The organism is Sphingobium sp. GW456-12-10-14-TSB1, from assembly GCF_059424385.1.
This window is the reverse complement of sequence record NZ_JBWKZI010000001.1, coordinates 2,439,870-2,460,242: the sequence shown is the minus strand read 5'-3', so window position 1 is coordinate 2,460,242 and position 20,373 is coordinate 2,439,870. Positions and strand designations below refer to the sequence as shown.

At 62.3% G+C, this 20,373-nt stretch carries 14 protein-coding genes; 11 read left to right on the top strand and 3 right to left on the bottom strand.

The genetic code is table 11. The annotated features are described in order from the left end of the window. Positions 1-42 precede the first annotated feature (42 nt). The 9 genes from AC07X9_RS12030 (at position 43) to AC07X9_RS11990 (ending at position 12,831) form a co-directional block, all read left to right on the top strand. Entirely contained in the window at positions 43-1,908 is a 1,866-nt protein-coding gene (locus tag AC07X9_RS12030) for an acyltransferase family protein (RefSeq protein ID WP_017181210.1), read from the top strand. Next, a complete protein-coding gene (locus AC07X9_RS12025) occupies positions 1,905-3,059 on the top strand; it encodes a glycosyltransferase family 4 protein (protein WP_017181209.1) in 1,155 nt (384 codons plus the stop codon). Before AC07X9_RS12030 ends, AC07X9_RS12025 begins: the two co-directional genes overlap by 4 nt. Positions 3,060-3,232: 173 nt before the next feature. Next, positions 3,233-3,817, top strand: a complete 585-nt coding sequence (locus AC07X9_RS12020) for a sulfotransferase family protein (protein WP_017181208.1) — start codon at positions 3,233-3,235, stop codon at positions 3,815-3,817. A 97-nt stretch (positions 3,818-3,914) separates the two neighbouring features. Further along, a complete protein-coding gene (locus AC07X9_RS12015) occupies positions 3,915-5,414 on the top strand; it encodes a lipopolysaccharide biosynthesis protein (protein WP_244917211.1) in 1,500 nt (499 codons plus the stop codon). Next, positions 5,411-6,454 carry an acyltransferase family protein gene (locus AC07X9_RS12010; protein WP_017181206.1) on the top strand — a complete coding sequence of 348 codons (1,044 nt, stop codon included), beginning with the start codon at positions 5,411-5,413 and terminating at the stop codon, positions 6,452-6,454. Before AC07X9_RS12015 ends, AC07X9_RS12010 begins: the two co-directional genes overlap by 4 nt. Positions 6,455-6,931: 477 nt before the next feature. Further along, on the top strand, positions 6,932-7,348 hold the full coding sequence (locus AC07X9_RS12005; RefSeq protein WP_017181205.1) for a calcium-binding protein: 417 nt from the start codon (positions 6,932-6,934) through the stop codon (positions 7,346-7,348). Positions 7,349-7,804: 456 nt separating this feature from the next. Next, the gene (locus tag AC07X9_RS12000) at positions 7,805-9,661 is read left to right on the top strand and encodes an acyltransferase family protein (protein WP_017181204.1); all 1,857 of its coding nucleotides are present in this window, start codon (positions 7,805-7,807) and stop codon (positions 9,659-9,661) included. Between the two features lie 62 nt (positions 9,662-9,723). After that, a complete protein-coding gene (locus AC07X9_RS11995; protein ID WP_241763563.1) occupies positions 9,724-11,472 on the top strand; it encodes a type I secretion system permease/ATPase in 1,749 nt (582 codons plus the stop codon). A gap of 21 nt (positions 11,473-11,493) precedes the next feature. Next, positions 11,494-12,831: an HlyD family type I secretion periplasmic adaptor subunit gene (locus AC07X9_RS11990; protein ID WP_017181202.1), complete on the top strand. Its 1,338-nt coding sequence runs from the start codon at positions 11,494-11,496 to the stop codon at positions 12,829-12,831. Positions 12,832-12,933: 102 nt separating this feature from the next. Here the strand turns inward: AC07X9_RS11990 and AC07X9_RS11985 are convergent, their stop codons facing one another. Next, positions 12,934-14,205 (bottom strand): outer membrane beta-barrel protein, encoded by a 1,272-nt coding sequence (locus AC07X9_RS11985; RefSeq protein ID WP_017181201.1) that lies wholly within the window; start codon positions 14,203-14,205, stop codon positions 12,934-12,936. A 188-nt stretch (positions 14,206-14,393) separates the two neighbouring features. Here AC07X9_RS11985 and AC07X9_RS11980 point away from each other — a divergent pair, with 188 nt between their 5' ends. Continuing rightward, the gene (locus AC07X9_RS11980; protein ID WP_017181200.1) at positions 14,394-15,629 is read left to right on the top strand and encodes a right-handed parallel beta-helix repeat-containing protein; all 1,236 of its coding nucleotides are present in this window, start codon (positions 14,394-14,396) and stop codon (positions 15,627-15,629) included. Positions 15,630-16,424: 795 nt separating this feature from the next. Here the strand turns inward: AC07X9_RS11980 and pgeF are convergent. Continuing rightward, complete coding sequence (gene pgeF, locus AC07X9_RS11975; RefSeq protein WP_017181198.1) at positions 16,425-17,186, bottom strand: peptidoglycan editing factor PgeF; 762 nt, start codon at positions 17,184-17,186, stop codon at positions 16,425-16,427. 156 nt (positions 17,187-17,342) lie between these two features. Between pgeF and AC07X9_RS11970 the strand changes: the two genes are divergently transcribed. Then, complete coding sequence (locus AC07X9_RS11970; RefSeq protein WP_017181197.1) at positions 17,343-18,923, top strand: amino acid permease; 1,581 nt, start codon at positions 17,343-17,345, stop codon at positions 18,921-18,923. Positions 18,924-18,982: 59 nt separating this feature from the next. Here the strand turns inward: AC07X9_RS11970 and AC07X9_RS11965 are convergent, their stop codons facing one another. After that, on the bottom strand, positions 18,983-20,251 hold the full coding sequence (locus AC07X9_RS11965) for a multidrug effflux MFS transporter (RefSeq protein WP_017181196.1): 1,269 nt from the start codon (positions 20,249-20,251) through the stop codon (positions 18,983-18,985). Positions 20,252-20,373: the final 122 nt, after the last annotated feature.

The window sequence follows — 20,373 nt, the reverse complement described above, 5'->3', positions numbered from 1 at the left end:
GGGTCGGGGCCTGCACGCGAAACCGGCGGGACGGTGGGGGCTATGATCAAATATCGCCAGGACATTGACGGGCTGCGTTCGCTGGCGATCTTGCCCGTGCTCTTCTTTCATCTTGGCGCGATCCGCCTGTTCCCCGGCGGCTTCGTTGGCGTGGACGTGTTTTTCGTGATCTCCGGCTATCTGATCACGAAGATCATCTATGACGACCTGTCCAATGAGCGATACAGTATCGTGCGTTTCTACGAACGCCGCATCAGGCGTATCGTCCCGGCGCTGATACCGGTCTATCTGTTCGTCTGCGTCGGCGCGCTGCTGCTATATTTTCCGAGTGAAGGGCGGGAGATCGGGCGAACGGTGGTCAGTTCGATCTTCTTCGTTTCGAACATCCTGTTCTACGCAAAGTCGGGCTATTTCGATGCCGGGGCCAAGACATCCCCGCTGCTGCACACCTGGTCGCTGTCGGTGGAGGAGCAATTCTACATCGTCCTGCCGCTGCTGCTGGTGCTGATCCTGCGCTTTGGCTTTGCCGTGCAGCGCTATGTGTTCGTGGCGCTGACGATCATCAGCTTCGTGGCATCCGTGGTGATGGTCAGGCTGCAACCCGAAGCGGCCTTCTACCTGCTGCCGTTCCGGGCGTGGGAGTTGATGCTTGGATCGTTGATCTCGGTTGGCGTGGTGCCCGCCATCCGCAGTCGCCCGCTGGCGGAAATCGTTGCGGGCGGCGGACTGTTGCTGATCATCGGGTCGATCCTGCTCATTTCGGAAAAAATGCCCTTTCCCGGCCTGCTGGCGGCGCCCGCCTGCCTTGGCGCGGCGGCGCTCATCCATGCGGGCGCCGGTTTCCAGACGCTCCCGACCCGCCTTTTGTCGCTGGCACCGGCGCGCTTTGTGGGCCTCATATCCTATTCGCTCTATATCTGGCATTGGCCGGTCATCGTATTTTATGCCTCAAGGACTGGCGAACTCGACAAGGCCGACAAGCTGATCCTGCTGGCGATCATCACGGCGCTTGCCATCCTGTCCTGGCGCTTTGTCGAACGGCCGTTCCGCAAACCCCATGGGGCCGATTCCCGCATGGGACCGGTCTATGGCTGGGCGGTCGGCAGCTTCGTCGCGGTCACGGCGCTGGCCCTGCTGATCGCTCCGGCGCGCAAGGCGATATGGCCCGACTATGCCGTTCCCGAACAGATATTGGCGTTTCAGACGCCACCGCGCGCGGCCATGCGCAATGGCACCTGCTTCATCGCCAGCGGATCGGGCGCGCAGGATTATGACGCGGTCCAATGCCTGTCGCTGCGTGCCGGCGCGCGTAACGTCCTGCTGATCGGCGACAGTCATGCGGCCCATCTCTATGCCGGGCTGACCAAGGCGTTTCCCGATGTGCATTTCCTTCAGGCCAATGCTTCGGGCTGCATGCCGCTTGGCCGCTTTGCCGGGCCGGAGCGATGCACGCAGGTCATCAGCAAGGCGTTCGATTTCGCCGCCGCCCATGGGAAGCAGCTCGACGGCGTGATCATTTCCGCGCGCTGGAAAAAGGGCGATGCTCGCCGCATCGGCGACACCATCGCGCGGATCGGATCGGCCGTGCCCGTCACCATCGTCGGCCCCAGCGTCGAATATCGACTGCCCTTGCCCAAAATATTGGCGCAGGCCTGGCCCGATCAAAGCGGCGGGTCGTCCGCTTCTTTCCGGGGAGAACCGGGACCGGGTCTGGACAAGGCCATGCGGGTTGCGGTCGAGCGGGCGGGCGCGCGCTATATTTCGATGGAGGAGGCCATCTGTCCGGGGGGCACATGCCGCGTATGGGCAGGCCAGCATATTCCGCTCCAGTTTGACGAAGGCCATCTGACGACCCAGGCATCGCATCTGATCGTCGCGCAGATCGCGCCGCAGTTCCGCTTCCGATGACCCATATGTCGCCGCAGGCCGGGCAGCATGATCTGCCGGAAAAGGGCAGACCGGAAAAGGGCAGAAAGGTCATGGTCCTGACGACCATGACCCATGCGTCGGGCGCGCCGATCGCCGCGCTGCGGCTGGCCGCCGGGCTGGAGGCGAGCGGCCATGAGGTCAAGGCCGTGTTCCTGTATCACCGCGAGCCGATGAACGGCGCGGACTATCCGGCGCAAAAGCTGCTGGGCCATGTCCCCCGCACGCCCGCCGACATGCTGCGGATCATCGTGCGGCTATGGCGGTGCCTGCGCGCGCACCGGCCCGACGTCATCATCATGTTCCTGCCGCTGGCATCGGTGGTTGGCGCAAATGTCGCGCGGCTGGCCGGAATTCGCCGCCGGATCATGTCCTTTCGCGTGCCGCGCGACACCTATTCGCCGGTCATGCGCGCCGCCGACCGCCTGTCCGCATGGCTGGGCAGCTATACCGATGTCGTGGGCGTGTCGCGCGCGATGCTGGCCGGATGCGCGGCCTATCCCCGCTGGCTGCGCGATCGGGCCGTCGTCATCCATAACGGGCTGAAGGACTGGCCACGCAGCACGCTGGACAAGGGCGCGGCGCGCGCGCTGTTCGGCTTGCCGACAGATGGGCGGCTGGTCGGCGCGCTGGGCCGGCTGGAGGAGCAGAAGAACCCCGAACTGCTGGTCGAAGCGCTCGCCCAATGTCCCGCCCATGTCCATCTGGTGCTGGCGGGCAGCGGCAGCCTGCATGACCGGGTCGTCGCATTGGCCGACAGCCTGGGCGTGCAGGACCGGCTGCATCTGCTGGGCGATGTCCCGCGCGACAAAGTCCCGCATCTGCTGGCGGCGATCGACCTTTTCGCCCAGCCATCGCGGTTTGAAGGACAAAGCAACGCCCTGCTGGAGGCGTTGCATGCCGGCCTGCCCTGCCTGGTCAGCGATATTGCGGAACAGGTGGAAACGCTCGTCGGGGACGATGGGCGCGCCGCCGGGCAGGTGCTGCCGCTCGATGATCCCGCCGCCTGGGCGCGGGCCATGGCGGAAGAAGGGCAGGGCGCTGATCTGGACGCCATCATTGCCGAGCGCGCGGCCCTGTTCACCTTCGCCGCCATGATGCGGTCCTATAATGCGTTGCTGCGTGCGCGATGATCGGGTGCCGACCAACCGCCTGCTGCACGGAATGCAGCCCTGCGCAGGATCAAATTCGCCGTAACGGAAGGAATGGCGATTGCATGGTGACGCGGCCTGCGTATAGCAGAGGCGTCGGGGATGCTGCACAGGCTTTTACGGCATTGCAGCGCTAGGAAATCAGGAGCGGCTTTATGAAACTGTTCGTCATTGGCTTTCCCAAGTCGGGTACGACTACGCTGCACAAGGCGCTGGAAGCCAGTGGCATGTCCACGCTTCATTGGCGGCAGGGCGACAAATTCTTGGGCAAGATGATCTATGACGCCTATATGGCGGGTGAAGATCCATTGCGTGACTTTGGCAACATTGATTGCATCACCCAGGCGGACGTGTGTCTGCCGCGGCACAAGCTGAATTACTGGCCGAACCTGGATTTCCAGATCATCGCGGCCATCCGGCGCTATCATCCCGATTGCCTGCTGGCGCTGAACTATCGTGATCCGGTCAAGGTGGTGTCGAGCATGAATCGCTGGCTGGACATGCGCAAACGCTTCATTGCGTCCGACATTCCCGGCCTGCCCAAGGGCTTTGGCGCCAAGGACAGCGAATTGCTGACCTGGATCGAGGGGCATTATGATGCCTGTCGCCGGTTGCTGGGGTCGGACCCCAAATTCTTCGAATATGATATTGAAGACCCAAAGGCGCCGCAGATATTGAGCGAACGGCTGGGGGTCGAGCTTGCCTGGTGGGGCAAGGCCAATGTGAATGAGGCCGCCTGAGGGGACAGGCGTGCGGCCAGCCCGCTCGACGGGTTGTCAATCGATCGGATGAACCGGCCCCTTTGTGGGCGGTGTAGGGGTAGCAGGGGCACATCCGATGGCGACAGCGCGGCGACGGCAGATGCCATATTGGCTGGCGTCCATATTGACATATGGTTTCGTCAATGTGGTGACGCGCGGCGCAAGCGGCGTGCTGACGCTGCTTTACGCCTATCGCCTGACGCCCGGCGAACTGGGTTCCTACGCCATTTTGATCACCATCGCGGCGTTGATCGACGTCGTCACCAACCTGGGCGTGACCCAAGCCATCCTGCGGCAATATTTCGATTTCAAGCATGATGGCGACGCCGGGAAGGCCTTTCTGGCGCGGGTCATACGACTGACCCGGCTGATCGGGCTGACGCTGGTCGTCGTGGCGGGCCTCATCTGCCTGTCGATGTGGGACCATCTGGTCAGCAATCATCTACCCAGCTGGCCCTATCTGCTGCTGATGCTGGTCTATGCCTATGTCATGCGCAGCAGCAAGATTTTCGATATCGTCGCGCGCACGCTCGACAAGCCGGGCATGTTCGCCACCTATCGCCTGGTGCAGATGGCGGCGCTGATCCTGTTGTCGTTCCTGTTCGTGTTCCAGTTGCGCTGGGGCCTGCAGGGCGCCTTGCTGGCGACGGTCGGGTCGGCGGTTTTCGGTGCGGCGATCCGATCCTATCTGTTCCGCAACCAACTGCCTGCGTCCGGCCGGTCCGACCGATCGGAAATCACGGCGCTCTACAGCTACGGCCTGCCGCTCCTGCCGCGCGAACTGGCGGAATGGGGCCGCATTCCCGCCCAGCGGCTGATCGTCGCGAGCGTCATGTCGGTCGCCGATGTCGGCATGTTCTTCCTGGGCAGTTCGATGGTCGCCATGCTGACCATGCTCACCGATTCCATCGAAATGTGGCTCAATCCGCAATATATGCGGTTGCGGACCAGCACGGGCGCGGACGTCAAGGCGCGGCTGCACATGATTCGCCAGATGCTGCTGGGCGTGGTAACGCCGGTCTATATCGGGTCCATCCTGTTCCTGCCCGACATCATCCGGCTCGTCCTGCCGCCCGGCTATGCTGCGACCCTGCCGATTCTGGGGCCGCTGCTGCTGGCATCCTATGTCCAGATCCAGTCGCAGTTTCAGCAGCGCCAGCTCCTGTTCCTCAAACGCACCGTCTCGGTTTCGGTCGTGACCATCTCCACCTCCGCGGCCTCGCTGGCGGCGGCCTATGTCGCGGGCGGCCATTGGGGCGTGCAGGGTGTTGCCTGGGCGGTTGCTTTGGTCTCGACCGTCGGGCTGATGGCGGGCCGGGGCGTCGTGAGCCGCTATGAGGAGAATGAGCTCACCCTGTCATCGTCCCTGTGCGGCCTCCTCATCGTATTCCTGCCGGCGCTGGTCATGTCGTTGCGCACCGACATGGCGTTCGAATGGCTATGGGAAGGGGTGAAGATGCTATATCTTCTCCTGGCCACCACGCTGGTTTTCCTGTTGTGGATGCGCGGCCATCTGGCGGAGCTTATGGGCGGCAAGGGCCAGAAAAAGAACAAAGGGATGGAGTCGGGCAAATGAGCGGCCCAGCGATTGAGGCATCCGCAGCGCCAGAGGCCGCAAGCGCGCCACAGAGCGCGCCGGAGCGGCCACGGCTCGCCCATCTGGACGTGGGCCGGGGCATCGCGATCCTGCTCGTCGTCATCTTTCACGCCTATCGCGGCTTTCTCAATGCCGGGACGGCGGGGGCCGGGTCGATCTGGCCGTTGCTCGACTATAGCGTCTATATATTCCACATGGCCTTCTTCTTCATCGCGGCGGGCTATTGGGTGCCGCGTGCCTTGAAGAAGGGCAGGGGGCCTTATCTGAAGGACAAGCTGGCGACGACCTGGTGGCCGGCCGTGCTCTGGTCGCTCATCTATATCCTCATCAACAACGTCATGGCCTCCTATGTGAACAAGGCTGTTCCCATGGACGATCTGTGGCGGATACTGTTCTTTCCCGCCCTGCATTTCTGGTTTCTGGGCGTGCTGTTCCTGTTCTTCCTGTGCATGGCGATCAGCCGGAACCTTTCCTTCTGGCTGCTGGTCGCGGTGGTCGCCTGCGGACTGGTCGATGTCTTTCCGATGCGGGAAACCTTCGCGCGCTATTGTCATTTCGGGATATTCTTCGTTGCCGGGGCCATATTGTCCACCAACCGGTCGCAGATGACGGGCAAATGGTGGCCGATCGCGCTGGTCGTGCTGGGCGCCACGATCTGGCTGGGGTTTGACAGGGGGATTGGTCTCTATTCGGGCTGGCTGGTCCCTGGCGGCTTTGCGGGGATCATCCTGCTGCTGGCGCTGGCCCAGGCGATCGCGGGTTATCGCGTGGGACAAGTGCTGGGGTGGATCGGCCAACGATCGATGCCGATCTACGTCCTGCACATTCTGCCCATGTCGGCGGCGCGAATCATCTTGCATCGCGTCGCGCCGGATTTGAATCTGGACCTGCGAATCCTGATCGTTTCCACCTCCGGCCTGGTTTTTTCGCTGATTGGCTATGCACTTGCGGCTCGACTGAACCTGTTGACCCTTACCGGACTGGGCAAGGACAAATCGCGCATTGCCGCGGCGAACTAGGACGTAAAATATAGATGGCGGAACGCCGTTAAATTTTTTTTCATGCAAATTTCGCGCATGCGAGATGATGCGGAATGACTTGACAAAATCGTGGCGATGGAATCCATACGACGGATACATCCCAGGCCGCGACCACAGGTTCGCGGCGCTTAGCTCCTGCATCCCCCGAAATCCGGCGTTTCAAGGCGTCACTTGTCGCATCGTCCGGCGCATGACTGTTGCTGTCGAGTCGATTGTTGCGGCGGCATGGACCTGCGGGGCGAGTTTGCGGAAATTATGACAATCTATGTTTACTGTCTCAAATAGAGGCAATCTCGCAATAGCGTAACGGCGAAGCATTGACGTGATATAGTTACCAAGTTACTAACGCCCCGCGGACAACGAGGCAGCAAACGTCTCTGGCTATAACCGCTTGAAGCAGTGAAATGAATTCGCGGGCGCAGCAGTTGAGCAACATTAACTAACAGGAGATGTCTTATGGCAGTCATTAAGGGTACGCCGGGCAACGGCAACACCGCAGACGATCTGACCGGCACCGATGCGTCGGACCAGATTGCGGGTGGCGACGGCAACGACCGGATTCGCGGCGGTTTGGGGGATGACTTCATCTCCGGCGGCGCTGGCGATGATGGCATCACCGGCAACCAGGGCGACGACCTGCTGTTCGGTGGCGACGGCAATGACGACCTCAATGGCGGCGCGGACTATGACACCGCCCAATATCGTGGTGCGCTGAGCGACTACACCATCTATCTGAACGATCGTGGCGAAGTCATCATCATCGACAGCGTCGGTGGTCGCGACGGCCGTGACACGCTCAAGAACATCGAAGCTCTGAAGTTCTGGGAAAACGGCGCGTACAAGACCTACGCAATCGCCGACATTCTTCCCTGATCTAGCTGGGCTATTCGGCTGGTGCAGACAAACAGCGCTGCACCGGTCGATTTGCCTGCCTTCATCTTGTGAACAGTAAATTGCCGCTGACGCTGGGGATATGATCCACCAGAGTCAGCGGCAATTTGCTTTGGTGCGCCATAACGCGGCTCTACGCCATGCCGGTCTGTCGCGACTTGCGCGACTGGGGCGTTTTCATCTTTGCTGCTGGCAAATCATCCCCTGGCGGATGGATTGCAAAGCCGTTGCATCCCTGCAAAGGCAGGAATGAGGGCAGGGGGCATCGGTCGCATGATTGGCGCCCCTGTAACGGATAGCCTGTATCGGTTAGCTCTGTGTCGGATTGGTGCTGTGCCAGTTTAACACGCGCGCCGTAACGGCAGGATGGATGTGTGGCGCGGAGCCGACTATCGGCAGGTGGCTGGCGCTAAATGCCTTTGGGGGGCGAGCAGATAGATGATCTACCGCAGGGATATCGACGGACTTCGTTCACTCGCGGTACTGCCCGTCGTGCTTTTCCACGCCCATGTGGCGGGGTTCGATGGTGGTTATGTCGGCGTCGATATATTTTTCGTCATTTCGGGCTATCTGATCACCTCCATCCTGGCCAAGGACATTGATGCCGGGCGTTTTTCGCTGGTCACCTTTTACGAACGGCGCATCCGGCGCATCTTTCCTGCCCTGTTCGTGCTGTTGCTTGCCGTGCTGGTCGGCGGCGTTGCGATATTGCTGCCCAGTTTCCTGCGCGAACTGCCCGGCACGGTCATCGGCACCTTGCTGTTCGTGTCCAACATCATCTTCTGGATGAAGTCGGGATATTTCTCCGGCGATTCCGAACAAAAGCCGCTGCTGCACACCTGGTCGCTGGGCGTCGAAGAGCAGTTCTACATCTTCTTTCCGGTCATCCTCTTCCTGCTCGCCCGTTATGCGCCGCGTTATCGTCTGCCGGTTGTCGCCGCCATGGCGGTCGCATCGCTGGTGGCCTGCATCGTCCTGACAAAGCCCTATCCCGATGCCAGCTTTTACCTGATTCATACCCGCGCCTGGGAATTGTTCGCCGGCTCCCTGCTTGCGCTGGGCGCTGTGCCACAGGTCCGATCGCCCATGGCGCGCGAAGTCGTGAGCCTGGCGGGGGCTGCCGCGATTCTGGTGGCGATATTCAGCTTCACCGACCAGACGCCGTTTCCCGGCTATGCCGCGCTGCTGCCCGTGCTGGGCAGCGTCGCCCTGTTGCACAGCGCGCCCGGCACCCTCGTCGGCCGGCTATTGTCGATGCGATTGCCCGTCGCGATCGGCCTGATCTCCTATTCGCTCTATCTGTGGCACTGGCCGATCGTCGTTTATGGCCGGTTCCTGGGCCTGTTCGCCCTGGGCGCGGCCGGGTCCGCCATCATTGTCGGCCTGTCTCTGGCGGCCGCGACCCTGTCCTATTTCTGGGTCGAGCAGCCATTTCGGAAAAAGGACCGTGTCGGCCGCGCCCGCCTGTTCATGCTGGCGGCGGTGGGCGCGCTGATTCTGGTGGCGGGCAGCGCCGCGCTGTGGGTCAAGCATGGCTGGCCGGAGCGTTTTGCCGCCTCGACGGTCGCCTATGACAATGGCCGTTACGATGTCAGCCCGCAGCGGGGACGGTGCCACCGCGACGAGGGGCATGACCGGCCGCTCGATCGATCCTGCGTGCTTGGCGCAGGCGCAAGCAAGGCTGTCCTGTGGGGCGACAGTCATGGCGTGGAGCTGGCCAAGGCGCTGGCCGTCGGCGACCATGCGATTACCCAGATCACCTATTCCCACTGTCCCCCCGCGATCGGCTTTGATGATCCCTATCGTGCGGGGTGCAAGGCGCATAACCAAAGGGTGGCGGACTGGATCGCGGCACAGCCGATCGACACGGTGGTGCTGGCCATGCGCTATCACACCTATCAGGACGCGCCCGGCTTCTTTCAAGGGCTGGACCGGACGATTGCGATGCTCCGGCGCGCGGGAAAGACCGTGCGAATCATTGGTCCCGTACCTTTCCCGGGATTCGACGTCCCCACCCATCTTGCCAATGGCGGCACCCCGGCCATATCCCGCGCGGCGTGGGAAGCGGCGGACCGCGATACATTGAACTGGCTTGCCCGCAACGTGCCGTCGGATATCGCTGTGCTTCGGCCATCTGACACGCTATGCAACCGCACGTCATGCGCGCTCGCGCGGGATGGGCGTTCACTATATTTTGATGCCAATCATCTAACCCTGTTCGCAGCCAGATGGGTCACGCGGGAATTCTGGCAGAATTCCACGAACTCGCTTTCTCGTTCTGGCAAGAATATGTAGAACTCTGTTCATAAGACGCCAAGTCGGACGGGGCGGCTTGCGGCTTGATGCAGGACAAATTGATGCTGAAGGTATTTGATTCGGAATCGGAAATCGGTTCGGCGCTCCGTCGATTCCGCTTCGCCATAGGACAAATCAGCATAATCAGCGCGGTGCTGAACATTCTGATGCTGGGCGGCTCCTTTTTCATGCTGCTGGTCTATGACGAGGTATTGCCGAGTCGTAGCATCCCTACGCTTGTCGGCCTGTTGATCATCATCACTATTGTCTATTGCTTTCAGGGGGTGCTGGACCTGTTGCGGTCCAGGGCGATGATCCAGATCGGCGCATTGGTCGACCGGGAAATCACGCCGCGCGTCTTCGACGTCATTACCAAGATGGAGTTGCGGCGGCGCGAAATGCCCGAAGGGACGCAGGCCGCGCGCGATCTGGACGCGATCCGCTCCTATGTTTCGGGGTCGGGGCCGCTGGCCCTGCTCGATCTGCCGTGGGTCTTTCTCTATCTGGCCGTCTTGTTCATGTTCCACTGGACGCTGGGCGTGCTCGCGTCGATCGGCGTTGTCGTGCTGGTCGCCATCATGCTGGCCGCCGACCGCATGACCAAATCGGCCACGATGAAGGCGACGCAGATCGGCTCCAGCCGATCGATGCTGATCGAAATGTGCCGGCGTAATGCCGAAGTCATCTATGCTCTGGGCATGCATCGCCGCGCCCGGCAATCGTGGGAAGACGCGACCGCCGCCTTCGTCCGGTCGACCGACCGGCTCGCCGATGTGGGCGGTCGGATGCAGGGGCTCAGCAAGACTTTCCGCATGTTGCTTCAATCCCTGATGCTGGCTGCGGGCGCCGCGCTGGTGATCGACAATCTGGCGTCGGGCGGCGTGATCATTGCCGGTTCCATCCTGAGCGCGCGGGCGCTCGCCCCGGTCGAATCGGTCATCAGCAACTGGAAGGGCATGACCGGCTGCGTCCAGGCGTGGCGGCGGCTCGACGCTATGCTCAAGCAGGTGCCGGCGCCGATGCCGACCATGGAGTTGCCGCCGCCAAGTCAGCAATTGTCGGTGGAAGGGCTGACGCTTGGCCCGCCCGGCGCGAAGAAGGTGACCGTCAGCGATGTCACCTTCACCCTGAACGGCGGCGACGTGCTGGGGATTATCGGCGCGTCGGGGTCTGGCAAGTCCAGCCTGTTGCGCGGCCTGGTCGGGATATGGGAGCCTTTGCGCGGCGCGGTCAGGCTGGACGGCGCGTCGATCGACCAGTGGGACCCGGACATTTTGGGCGCGCATATCGGCTTCATGCCGCAGATGACGGACCTGTTCGACGGCACCATCGCGCAGAATATCGCGCGTTTCGACCCGGAAGCCCGGTCGGAAGACATTGTCGCCGCCGCCAAATCGGCCGATGTCCATGACATGATCGTCAAGCTGCCCAAGGGCTATAATCACCCCCTTGGCACCAATGGCGGCAATTTGTCCGCTGGCCAGCGTCAGCGCGTGGCATTGGCGCGGGCGCTTTATGGCGATCCCTTCCTGATCGCGCTGGACGAGCCCAATTCCAATCTGGACGCCAATGGCGAAGACGCGCTGGGCGCGGCGATCCAGGCGGCGCGCGCGCGTAATGCGATTGCCATCATCGTTGCGCATCGCTCCAATATCCTGACCCATGTCACCCATCTGCTCGTGATGTCGAATGGCCAGATGCAGTTGTTTGGCGTGCGTGATAAGGTGATGGAGAAAATGAAGCTGCCTGCGCCCCGCCCGCCCCGCGTGGACGACAAGCCGGCGGCGATTTCGTCGGCCGGCGCCGCTTAGCAGTTCGACAGGGATTTCGGCATGTATTATCTGATCACCGACCAGCGCAGCGATCGTCCTGTCGAAATGACGCCAGCCGTCAAGCTGACGCGCAGCCTGCGCAACGCAATGCTGCTGGTGGGCATACTTGTTTTCGTGCTGGGCGGTCTGGCGGCCTTTTTGCCGATGGCCAGCGCCGTCATCGGGTCCGGGGAAGTGACGGTTGAAAGCCGCATCCGGCAGATTGGTCATCCGACGGGCGGCGTGATCAAGGATTTGCCCGTGCGTGAAGGCCAGCATGTCAAGAAGGGGCAGTTGCTGATGGCCCTCGACAATCGGGTCAGTTCAGCATCGGCGGCGATGACCGGCGCGAATATCGACCAGCTTGAAGCGCGCGAAGCCAGGCTGATCGCGGAGCGGGACGGATTGCCGTCGATCATTTTCCCGGCATCGCTGCGCGCCCGCGCCAAGGATCCGGCGGTTGCGGAAATCATGCGTGTCGAACAGCGCGCCTTTGCGTTCCGACGGGCATCGCGCGGCGGTCAGGAAGCGCAGGTGCAGGAGAGGATTCGCCAGACCCAGACGCAGATCGCCGGGTTCGACGATCAGGTCGTGTCGCTGCAAAAGCAGGCGGAACTGATGGACGATCAGCTGGCGGCCACCCGGATGCTGTGGGAAAAACGCTATACCACGCTCGATAAGCTGAGGTCGCTGGAACGGGCCGCCATCGCCGCGCACAGCAGCGTGGCCGACGCGCGGGTTCAGGCCGCGCAGGCGCGGGCGCGACTGTCGGAAATCAGCCAGCAGGGCATATCGATCACGTCCGATCTGAGCGGGCAGGCGGGGACTGATCTCGCCACCGTCCAGTCGCAGCTCATCGAACTTCGCCGCAACAATATCACCGCGATCACGGACGATGAACGCAATGCGATCCGCGCGCCATCCGATGGCGTCGTCGACAAGATCAAGTTCGCGACCATCGGCGGGATCGTGCCCGCGGGCGAAACGCTGATCGAACTGATCCCCGATGGCGACGATATGGAGGTGACGGCGCGCATCTCCATCGCTGATATCGATCAGGTCAGCCCCGGCCAGCCGGCCATGTTGCGCTTTTCCGCCTTCAACATGCGCACGACGCCCGAAATCGCCGGAACGGTCGTCTATGTGTCAGGGGATCGCCGCACCGATGAGCGCAACGGCATGCCCTATTATGTCACGCGCGTTCAGGTGACGAAGGACGAGCTGAAAAAGCTGGACGGTTTGAAGCTGAAACCCGGCATGCCCGTGGAAACCTTCATCAAGACCGGCGAACGTTCGATGCTGAGCTATCTGGTCAAGCCGTTGAGAGACCAGCTCTACCGCGCTTTCCGGCACGACTAGCGCATTTTCCGGGCGGGCGGCAGGGTGCCGCTGGCCCGGAAAGACCCGTGCGATAAGGACGATGGACTGGCGCCCGCACAAACGCGCGGCGGCGGGCGTCGCTTACAGCGTCAGGACGATGCCCATGCTCACCCAGATGCCGTCGAAACTGTCGATCGGCGAATTGGTGTCGCGGCCATTATAGGAAACCCGCGATGTAACGGACCAGCGGCGATTGAGGCGATAGCGCCCAAGCAGGCTGGCGCCATATTCCGTCGCATTGCCGGTCGTCACGCCGACCGGATTATAATGGACCGCATTCGCGCTGGCCGTGAACAGCAGCGCGGGCGTGGGCACATAGTCGACGGCCACCGTTCCGCGTGTGAACTGGTCGCCAGCCACCAGCGGCGACGCGGTTTCCTGAATATCGCGCAGGCCATTGACCCGCACCGTCAGATATTCGGTCGGATTCCACAGCAGGTTGATATTGTAGGACAGGCTGCTGACATCGCGAAGCTGGGGCACCTGATCGCGATATTTGCGGGTCAGATAGCCGATCGTCGCGACGCCATAGAGGCGCTGGCTTATGTCAAAGCCCAGCCCGACTTCACCCTTTACGCGATAGGAGTTGCGATCGGGCGCCAGACCCGAAGGAAAGCCAGGTTCCCCCGGCCCCAGGTCATAATAGAAACGGTCATAATCGACCTGACCGATGACATCGATCCCCTCGCGCACCCGATAGCCAAGCCGGGCATTGCCGCCCAATTGGCTATAGTCGCGAAAATCCTGGTCGATGACGGTGCCGGTGCGGCTGATGGCGTCGGCAAAATCGACCCGCCTGCCATGGACGCCAAAGCGATAGCTCAACCGGCCAGCGGAAAAGGCATAGGCCAGTTCGCCGTCGAACCGACCATGATGGACGGGCGAGCGCGCCAAGGTGACATTGTTGCGGCCCGTGCGTTGATCCACTTCGCGCTGGGCGGATGCTTCGAATGTGATGTTCGCGCTGTCGACCGCGCCCCAGCGGTTGCGGGTCAGGACGCCGAATTCCGAAAAATTCTCATCCTTTGAATCGAAATGAAACCGGTTGGAATTGAACAGCTGGACGACATGGCTCGATTGCTGGCTGTTGCGGGCCATGGTGACACGGGGGGCCAGAGTGACATAGGCGTCGCCCCGGCGGTCTGCGTCCGATGCCACCACATTGTCGGTGCCGGTCAGGTCGTAGGTCAGCGCCGGATAGACAAAGACCGTGCCGATCCGGCCGCCGATGGGCTTATATTCGTCAGGGACACGGGCTGCCACGCCGACATCGTCGGGGATTTGTTGCGCATAACCCGTTACGGGGATGGATGTGACCGCGGCAGTCGCCGCGATCCAGAAGTAATGTTTCAATTGAAACCCCCAAGCGGCCTGACGTATCATGGTCACCGGCCTCTATACACCAGAGTCGATGCCTGTAAATCTCCGGTTAACCATCAAAATGCAGGGCGCGCATGGTCGCCCTTTTTGTACGAGAAGCGCCTGCCCGGGCAGGCATCACATAGGCTGCACACGCCGTTGGGCGATGGGAGAGGTGAGCGATGAACCATTTTGCGATTGCAGGGATCGTCCTGACCGCTGTTACTGGCCTGTACGTCGCGTCCGCCAGCAATCCCAATGTCGTGGGCGAACGCCTGCTCGCCCAGCAGCAGGATATTGCGGCGCTGCGCATGGATGCGGACGTCCTGCCAGCGCTGCCGCCGACCGGGCTAGACGCAGCGGTATTCCGCAAGGCAAAGCCGCAGCGCTTCGTCTGGGTATCGGCTGGCGCGCCCGCACAGTCGGGGAATGGCAGCCGCGACCGTCCCTTCGCCCGGATCGGCGATGCGGTGATGATGGCCCGCCCCGGTACGGCCATCATGGTGAAGGCGGGCACCTATAACGAAAATGTCCTCTTTCCCAAAAGGACGAACGGTACGCCCGACGCGCCGATCTGGCTGGTGTCGGCGGACGGCCCGCAGGCGGCCCGGATCGTGGCCCCGCGCGAAGGCAAATGGGCCGCGATCGGGGGCGGGGGGACCGACAATGTCCTGGTGCAGGGATTCCATGTCACCGGGGGCCATAATGGCATCCAGTTCAGCCAGAATGGCTATGACTATCACGATACCGTCAACAATATCGCCGTCTATGGCAACGTCATCGACAATCCCAAGGAAGATGGCGTGAAGATCAACGGCGGCAGCAATGTGATCGTCGCGGACAATGTCATCACCAACTGCTATGACGAAGCCATCGACCTGCTGGGCATCGTCAATGGCCAGATTTCGCACAACAGCGTGTCGAAGGTGGACTCGCGGACCGGGGCGATATCGGTCAAGGGCGGCAGCGACCGGATACTGATCGACGCCAACAAGATCAGCGACATCACCTCCGATGGCGTGCTGGTCGGCGGCTGGACCAGTCCGCGCATGGCGTCGCGCCCCGGCTATGAGGGGTTTGAGGCGCGTAATGTCCGCGTGACCGGCAATCTGGTCCAGGGAGTGGGCAAGCGCGCGGTGAACATCATGGCGGCCCAGCGCGTCGACGTCAGCGGCAATTATCTGGATGTGTCCCCGACCTATGGCGCGGCGATCGAACTTGGCCGCAACCACCCCCGCGCGGCGGTCGCCCTCTATTCCTCCGATGTCGCGATCGCCAATAATCAGTTCAGCCGGAAGGCGGGCCGCATGCGCTCCATGGAGGGGACGGGCAAGGTCCGGTTCCTGAACAACCGGAACGGAGGGCGACCCGCCCTGTCCGCGGGCGCGCGCCCCGTACCGCTGCCCTTTTCCCGCTGACGGCGCGCGCGGCGCGTCGTCATCATCGCTTGAGGCGCCTGTCCCGGCGCTGATCCTGTCGGCCGCGCGTCGGACGGCTGGCTGACGACGCCTCCCGGCGCCACTTGCCTGACATTATCGAAGTTTTTTTATTGTTCGGACCGGGGCCGGGCCGACGGCGGTTCGCGCGACGATAATGCCGATTTTTCAAATCAATAGCTGCGAGAATCGCCCGTTTTTCGGGGCAAATGGCCCGTGCCGGAGGGCCGCAACCCCTGCGGCGTTAAGGAAACTTTGTAAAGAAAAATCGTTGGGTAGCTGTACGAGAAAAAAACCTATGCTAAGGATAAAAGAAAACCATATTTTGGAGAGGTCGTATGTTGAATTCTATGCCGCGCAGTTATGCGTCCCGTTTCTTGATCACCGCGAGTGTTTCTGCCGCGCTTTGGATCGGAATTGGCACTATTATATTCACGGGTTTGCAGTAAAACTGCCAATTATCAAATATTTGGGAATCTGCTCACGGGCAGTTCAGTGACGGCTGCGCCTATGCGTAGTCGGCATGCATGTTGGTCTGTGTCGATACAGGCGTCATGCTTGTCCGCTACTGCAAGCGCAGCATTTTTTGTCGCATAGCCGCGCGGACATTAAAAGCAAGCCACAGACAATATATTTGCAATTATATTACAACATCGCCCTGTCGAATGTACCAAAGATGCTTTTCCGCCGACCCCTCGACGGGCAGCGTTATTGGCACGGCGATCCCCGCCGTGATCGCCTGGCGGAAATCGTCCCTGATCGCCCCTCTCAAGCCGACTATGCTGGCAGGCCGATCATCGACAATTGCCGCCCATAATCCGGCTCGTTGCGATGGCAGGACCGGCGATAGCTGAAAAAGCGGTCCGGCTGGCTGTACGTATCCTCATCCAGCAGATCGATCCGCCCGACCCCGGCCGCCGCCAGCCGGGACGCGACATAGGCGGCAATGTCGAACTGCACATGCCCCAGCCGCCCCGCCGTGAAGAAGCGCGCATTATCGGCATCGTCCCGCTCGAACCGCTCGGCGAAATCCAGCGTCACCTCATAGGAGGAGCGCCCGATGCAGGGACCGATCGCGCAGCCGATCCGCTCCCGCTGCGCCCCCAGCGCCGTCATCGCCGCGATCGTCGCGTCGGTCACCCCGCCAATCGCGCCCTTCCATCCGGCATGGGCCGCGCCGACCACGCCCGCCGCCCGGTCGGCAAACAGCACGGGCACGCAGTCCGCGGTCAATATCCCCAGCAACAGGCCCGGCCGATCCGTCACCATCCCGTCGGCGGCGGGGCGCTCGGCGTCCGGCACCGCGGCGCTGACGGTCACGACGTCGGGCGAATGGACCTGATGCACCGTCACCAGCGCCGCGCCGGGCATCACCGCGTCACGCGCCAGTTCGCGGTTCCGCAGCACCGCCGCGCGATCGTCCTGCGACCCCAGGCCGACATTCAGACCCGCATGAACACCCTCCGACACCCCGCCGCGCCGCCCGGCAAAGCCATGAGGCAGGTCATGCAGGCCGGGTGCTGTCAGCAGGTCGATCATCGTCACTCCTCATCATTCGACCATGGATGGTCATGTCTTGGTCGCGCAACATACTTGCGCGCGCGCGATTAGGCGATAGTCTCCGGTCCCATAGCAAAAGGGGGCGGGTGATCCGGCCGCCGGGGCAAGACATCGCAAGATAAAGGGTTTCCATTCATGATATTCGGGCGCGTAAAATCTCTCGACGCCATATTGGCGACGGCAGAGAAGAAATCGCTGCATCGTTCGCTGGGCGCATTCCAGCTCACCATGCTCGGCATCGGGGCCGTTATCGGCACCGGCATTTTCGTGCTGACGGCCGAAGCCGCGCAAAAGGCCGGGCCGGGCATGATGATCGCCTTCGTCATTGCCGGCTTCGTCTGCGCGGTGGCGGCGCTCTGCTACGCGGAAATGGCGGCGATGGTGCCCGTGTCCGGCTCTGCCTATACCTATAGCTATGCCGTGATGGGCGAATTGATCGCCTGGATGGTCGGCTGGGCGCTGATCCTGGAATATGCGGTCGCGGCGGGCGCGGTGTCGGTCGGCTGGTCCGGCTATGTCGTGGGGTTGATCGAACATACATTCCACATGGACATTCCCGATCTGCTGACGCGGGGACCGTTCGATGGCGGCGTGGTCAACCTGCCCGCAATGCTGATCGCCGGTCTGGTCACCTGGCTGCTGGTCATCGGCACCAAGGAAAGCGCGTCGGTCAACGCCGTGCTGGTGCTGATCAAGGTCGCGGCGCTCACGCTGTTCATCGTGCTGGCGCTGCCGGTGATGAACATGGACAAGTTCACCCCCTTCGCCCCGCTCGGCTTTTCGGGCATTTCCGCTGCCGCCGCCTCGATCTTTTTCGCCTATGTGGGCTTTGACGCCGTGTCCACGGCCGCTGAAGAAACCAAGAACCCCCAGCGTAACATGCCGATCGGCCTGATCGGTTCGCTCGGCATCTGCACCATCTTCTACATGCTGGTTGCCGCAGGCGTCATCGGCACCGTGGGCGCGCAGCCGGTGACCGAAGGCGGCATCCCGATCGCGCAGGGCGGCATTGCCCTGGCGCCCGGATCGACCGCGCTGTCGCAACAATGCGCCGCACTGGCCGCCGCCGGTACCGAAGCCGTCACCTGCTCGAAGGAAGCGCTGGCCTGGACCCTGCGTGAAATCGGCTGGCCCCAGATCGGCAATCTGCTCGGCCTGGCCGCTGGTCTCGCCCTGCCTTCGGTCATCCTGATGATGATGTTCGGCCAGACCCGCATCTTTTTTGTCATGAGCCGCGACGGCCTGCTGCCGGCGATGTTCTCCAAAGTCCATCCGACCTACAAGACGCCCTATGTCATCACCATCCTGACCGGCATCTTCGTCGCGCTGTTCGCCGCCTTCTTCCCCGTCGGCATCCTGGCGGACATCTCCAACTCCGGCACCCTGTTCGCCTTTGCCGCCGTGTCGATCGCGGTGCTGGTGCTGCGTCGTACCGACCCGGCACGCAGGCGGCCCTTCCGCACCCCGGCGATCATGATCACCGCGCCGATCGCGATTCTGGGCTGCATGTATCTGTTCTGGAGCCTGGGCGTCGAAACCAAGCTGATGTTCGTGGGCTGGGCGGCGGTCGGCCTGATCGTCTATTTCGCCTATAGCCGCAACCGCAGCCATGTGGGGCGCGGGATCAGCGACGTGCCGGAACTGGATGCGGGCATCCCGCCCCAGCCGGTGCCGCCGCTGCCCGGCGCGCACACGCCGGGCGGAAAGGACGCCTGATCAAGCAAGGCGCCTGATCGAACATCGAACGGGGCGGGTAACACCGCCCCGTTTGTCGTTCAGTGGACCGTTTCAAACTCTACGTCGCGCAGCCCGCTATTGTTGGGCCGGGTGAACAGCCTGCCCCGCTCCGCCCAGATCACGATCAGGAAGCTTAAGGAGCCGAACACCAGCAGCCCCATGGCCAGCGGCAAGGTGGTGCCATTGAACGCGCGGCCCACGATGCTGCCCAGCGTCGCGGACAGGGCAGTGGTCAGGAACGCCTGAAAGGAGGAAGCGACGCCCGCACCTTTCGAAAATGGCTCCATCGAGATCGCGCTGAAATTGGACGCGGTGAAGGCGACCGTCAGCATCGTTATTCCCTGCAACAGCATGAAGGTGACGATCGTCTCCCGCCCCGACAGGATGACGCTCACATGGACGATGGCGATCAGGATGAAGGCGATCAGCGCCGCCTGGCTCAGCCGCCGCGCGCCAAAGCGTGATACCAGCCGGCTGTTGACCAGGCTGCCGACCCCCATGCCGGCCGCCATCAGGGCGAAGGCGATCGGGAAAATTTCTTCCGCTTTGAACACGTCGAAGAATATCTGCTGCACCGACAGGATGAAGCCGATCAATCCGCCCATCACCACGCCGCTGGCCAGCATATGGCCGATCGAACTGCGCGTGCGCATGATCGTCCCGACCGTGTGCAACAGCCCGCCGACCGTGATTCGCATCCGGTTTTCCGGTCGCAATGTTTCGGGCATCCGCGCCATCAGCCATAGCAGGATCAGGCTCGCCATTATCGCCAGCGCCCAGAAGATCCAGCGCCACGGCGCGATCCACAGGATCGCCTGCCCGAAACTGGGGGCCATCACCGGGATCAGCATGAACACCGCAAAGATCAGCGACATGACCCGCGCCATCGCATCGCCCCGGAACCGGTCGCGCACGATTCCCACGGTGATGACGCGGCTCGCTCCGGCGAAAAAGCCGGCGCAGGCGCGGCCGATCAGCATGACCGGGAAGCTTTGCGCCGCTGCGCAGGCCATGGAGGAGAGGATGAACAACAGCATCGCCCAGGCCAGCACCTTCTTGCGGCCATAACGGTCGGACAGGACGCCAAACAGCAGCGACCCGATTCCCAGCCCCAGAAAATAGACGCTGATGATCAACTGCCGGTCATTGGGCTGCGCGATCGCCAGATCGCGGCCGATGGCGGGCAGGGCAGGCAGCATGGGGTCGATCGACAGGGCGTTCATCGCCATGAGACAGGCGCATAGCAGAACGAATTCGCGAAACTGGATGTCCTTGCCTGCTGGCGGGGAAGGGGGATTTTGGGCCATGGGTCCGGCTATGGGGACTAAGATGCGCCGATGCCAGTCCTAAAATGCTACTATTCGCTGCCCGGCGCGGCACCCATTAACCTTGCCCGCCCCCGCAATCGCGCGAGTCCGGCCCGACAAAC